Genomic DNA, 4,026 nt, shown 5'->3' on the forward strand with positions numbered 1-4,026 from the left:
CTTGCCGATCATGTCCCAGACCGCGTCGATGCCGCGATTCTCCAGCGCCGAGCATTGCAGCACCGGCGGGGTCCAGCCGCCCGTGCCGCGCAGCAGCGCCAAAGCGTGGCGGTACTCGGCGGCGGCATGGTTGGCGGCGCCCTTCCGGTCGCCGTCCGCCTTGTTCACCACCAGGATGTCGGCGACCTCGACGATGCCGCGCTTGATGCCCTGCAGCTCGTCGCCGGCGCCGGGCAGCAGCAGCAGCAGGAAGACGTCGACCATCTGCGCCACCGCGGTCTCGGACTGGCCGACGCCGACGGTCTCGACGATCACCACGTCATGGCCGGCGGCCTCGCACAGCAGCAGGGTCTCGCGGGTGCGCCGCGCCACCCCGCCCAGCGTGCTGCCGGCGGGCGAGGGGCGGATGAAGGCGGCCGGGTCGCGGGTCAGCAGCTCCATCCGCGTCTTGTCACCCAGGATCGACCCGCCGGAGCGCTGCGACGACGGGTCGACCGCCAGCACCGCGACGCGGTGGCCCTGGCCGGTCAGATGCAGGCCGAGGGATTCGATAAAGGTCGACTTGCCGACGCCGGGCGGGCCGGAGATGCCGATGCGGACGGCGCCGCCCGCGGCCGGGGCCAGCGCCTCCAGCAGCGCCTCGGCCCGCTCGCGATGGTCGGCGCGTCGGGATTCGACCAGGGTGATGGCGCGGGCCAGGGCGCGGCGGTCGCCGTCCCGGATCCGTGCCGCAATGCCCTCGATCGTCTCCGCCGTCACCCGCACCGCTCCATGTGCAGCTTTTAAGCATTTCATGTGCTGATTCGCGCGAATACATGCACATGTTCATGCACATGGAAGCTAGGCGATTTGCCGGGGCTGCGTCCAATCTTCGACCTTCGGCTCCGGCCCCACCCGCCGCAGCCCCGGCCGCGGCGGCAGGTCGGCCGGCTGCTTCAGGTCGCGGACCAGGCCCAGCCGCTCCAGCCCCAGCAGCAGCCACCAGCCGGGGTCGGCCTGGCCGGGCTCGACGCCCAGCCGCGCCGAGTCCGGGAAGGCGTGGTGGTTGCCGTGCCAGGACTCGCCGAAGGTGACCAGGCCGCACCAGCGGATGTTGTAGCCCTGTACCGCCACGCCCTCGACCCGCCAGCCTTGATCACCCCGGCGATGGGCGAAATGGCCGACCAGCCAGTGCCCTGTCAGCGACACCGCCACCCGCACCGGCACGCCCCAGACCAGCCAGGGCAGCCCGCCGACGCTCCAGAACAGGACGGCCCAGGGCAGCTGCTGCAGCATCCAGCTGCGCTCCAGGATCCGATAGAATCGGTCGTTCAGAATCCGGGCCTCCGGCGCGAAGCGGGGCGGGCGGTCCAGCACCAGCCGGCAATGCATCTGCCACCAGGCGTCGCGCAGCAGCCCGGCGCGGTGGGCGTGCAGGTCGTGGCACTCGGCCTGGCGCTGCGCCCAGTCGCGGGTGTCGTGCAGCCGCATCATGCCGATCGGCCCGGCCATGCCGACCAGCGTGCCGAGATAGACCATGAGATGCTCCAGCCACAGCGGGGCCGCGAAGCTGCGATGGATCAGGAGCCGGTGCATGCCGACGGAATGGCCGGCGCAGATGGTCACGGCAGTGGTGGCGACGAACAGCGCCACCGCACTCCAGCTCGTGGCGAAGGGGGCGAGGCCGAGCGCCGCGACGGTCATGCCGCCGGTCCACAGCGAGCGGGCGGGCGCCCATTCCACCCGGCCCCGCACGGCGCTGGTGTCGGGTTCGGCGATCATCCGGGCGGTGGAGAGGCAGGCCATCGGATCCTCCGGCAGGGTTGCGCCAGGTGATGAGGTTCGGTATTTAGATATTTACCTAACTATGAGGCGGAGATGTCTGTCAATGGTTAGTTAACTACCTAAATGATGGTGCCGGTTTGGCGACAGGAAGGACCATGCAACGCGTCTTCGAAGCCCTGGCCTCGGCCCCCCGCCGCAAGATCCTGGCCTATCTCGCCCATGCCGAGTTGAGCGCGGGTGAGATCGCGTCGCGTTTCGAGATGTCGAAGCCGTCGATCTCGCAGCATCTCAGCGTGCTCGAGGCGGCCGGGCTGATCGCCGGGGAGAAGCGCGGCCAGTACATCTATTACCGGCTGCTGCAGGACAACCTGGCCAACACGCTGAATGGCTTCGTCCAGGATGTGTGCCCGGTCGCCCGGCCGCTGAAGAAGGAGAGCGCGCGGCTGGCCAAGGCGAAGCAGGAGGGCTGAGGCGAGGACTCAGCCGGGTCCGCCGATCTGCGCCGAGATACGCGCGGCGGCGTCCTGCAGCGCCGCCAGCGCCTCCGCCTGGGAGACGGTGTTGCCCCGCTGCGGCAGGAAGGGCAGGGTCAGCGCCGCAACCGCCAGTCCCGAAGGGTCGAGCACCGGCGCGCTCATGTCGGTCAGGCCGGGGGCGGTCTCGCTCGGCGCCAGGTCGTGGCCCGCCGCGGCGATGCCTTCCAGCCGCGTCTGAATATCCCCGGCCGGGATCTCGTCTCGCTCCGCCATCGCCCGCACCATCTCGCCGCGCCGCGGCTCGCGCTGGAAGGCGGTGAGGATGCGGGCGGAGACAAGGTGCATCGACAGCGGGAACACCGCGCCCAGCTTCACCGTCCAGCCCATCGGCCGGTCCGGCTCGGCCTGGGCCAGGATCAGGAAATGCCCGCCGCTGGCCATGCTGAGATGGCAGGCGAGGCCAACCTGGGCGGCCAGGCTCTCCATCACCGGCAGCGCCGCCTGCTGCAGCCGTCGGGTCGGCGGATGCTGGGTGCCGAGCTGGAACAGCCGCAGCGTCAGCCGGTACTCGCCGGTCTTCGGGTCGCGGGCGACATAGCCGCGCCGCTCCAGCACCCCGAGCATGCGGAAGATCTCGCCGACCGACCGGCCGACCCGCGCCGCCAGCGACTTCTGGTTGATACCGCCGGGCTCGGCCGCCAGCGCCTCCAGCAGGTCCAGCCCCTTCTCCAGCGCCGGGGCGCCGGGCCGGGCCGCACCGTTGTCGTCGCCGGCATTGACATCGCGATCCATCTGGTCTTCCATATTTGAAATCATAACGACACCAATGAAATTAGAGCATCGTCAAGATGCCCGACATCGGAGGAGCGCCATGAAGATGCTGTCCCCGGAAGCGGTGGAGCATTACCGGACCCACGGCTACCACGCCCCGATCCGGGTGCTGTCGCCCGACGAGGCAACGCAGATCCGCCGCCATCTCGAAGCCCATGAGAGCGTGCACGGGACGCTGAAGGGCCCGATGCGCCACAAGAGCCACCTCCTGTTCACCTGGCTGGACGGGCTGATCCGCCATCCCGCCATCCTCGACGCGGTCGAGGATATCATCGGCCCGAACATCCTGGTCTGGGGTTCGAGCTTCTTCATCAAGGAGCCGCGCGACCCCGGCTTCGTCTCCTGGCACCAGGATTCGACCTATTGGGGCCTCGACCCGGCCGACATCGTCACCGCCTGGGTGGCGCTGTCCGAGAGCACGGCCGAGAACGGGGCGATGCGGGTGATCCCGGACAGCCACCTGATGGAGCAGGTGCCGCATCGCGACACCTTCGCCGCCAACAACCTGCTGTCGCGCGGCCAGGAGATCGCGGTCGAGGTCGACGAGGCGCAGGCCCGGATGCTCGAGCTGCAGCCCGGCGAGATGTCGCTGCACCATGTCCGGCTGATCCACGGCTCCGACCCCAACCCGTCGGGCAAGCGCCGGATCGGCTTCGCCATCCGCTACCTGCCGACCTATGTCCGCCAGGTCGTCGGCACCCATGACGCGGCGACGCTGGTCCGCGGCGTCGACGAGTTCGGCAATTTCGAGCCGGAGCAGCGGCCGGACTCCGACCTGTCGGAAGCCGCGCTGGCCTTCCACGCCCAGATCACCGGCGCGCATCAGCAGATCCTGATGCGCGGCACGGATCGCAAGCCGGCCGCATAGCCAGAAAGCGTTGCCTCTCCCGCTTGCGGGAGAGGTCGGAGACGCGAAGCGGCTCCGGGTGAGGGGATTTTTGTCGAGGCCGGGACC

The 4,026-nt window shown here is 69.7% G+C and carries 5 protein-coding genes; 2 read left to right on the top strand and 3 right to left on the bottom strand.

The window, feature by feature from the left end:
- Together meaB and P409_RS28505 are read right to left on the bottom strand one after the other, a co-directional pair.
- Positions 1–795, bottom strand: a 795-nt coding sequence (gene meaB / locus P409_RS28500) for a methylmalonyl Co-A mutase-associated GTPase MeaB (protein ID WP_052121509.1), incomplete at its 3' end; no start/stop codon positions are given.
- 45 nt (positions 796–840) lie between these two features.
- Positions 841–1,785 carry an acyl-CoA desaturase gene (locus P409_RS28505; protein WP_052121507.1) on the bottom strand — a complete coding sequence of 315 codons (945 nt, stop codon included), beginning with the start codon at positions 1,783–1,785 and terminating at the stop codon, positions 841–843.
- A 134-nt stretch (positions 1,786–1,919) separates the two neighbouring features.
- Here P409_RS28505 and P409_RS28510 point away from each other — a divergent pair, with 134 nt between their 5' ends.
- Positions 1,920–2,234, top strand: coding sequence for a metalloregulator ArsR/SmtB family transcription factor (locus tag P409_RS28510; protein WP_034846380.1), 315 nt, complete (start codon positions 1,920–1,922; stop codon positions 2,232–2,234).
- Between the two features lie 9 nt (positions 2,235–2,243).
- Here P409_RS28510 and P409_RS28515 read toward each other — a convergent pair whose 3' ends face one another.
- A complete protein-coding gene (locus tag P409_RS28515) occupies positions 2,244–3,032 on the bottom strand; it encodes an IclR family transcriptional regulator (protein ID WP_161790489.1) in 789 nt (262 codons plus the stop codon).
- A gap of 79 nt (positions 3,033–3,111) precedes the next feature.
- Here P409_RS28515 and P409_RS28520 point away from each other — a divergent pair, with 79 nt between their 5' ends.
- Complete coding sequence (locus P409_RS28520) at positions 3,112–3,939, top strand: phytanoyl-CoA dioxygenase family protein (RefSeq protein ID WP_034846382.1); 828 nt, start codon at positions 3,112–3,114, stop codon at positions 3,937–3,939.
- Positions 3,940–4,026 lie beyond the last annotated feature (87 nt).

The sequence above is a fragment of the Inquilinus limosus MP06 genome (assembly GCF_000767795.1).
GTDB classification, from domain to species: domain Bacteria; phylum Pseudomonadota; class Alphaproteobacteria; order DSM-16000; family Inquilinaceae; genus Inquilinus; species Inquilinus limosus_E.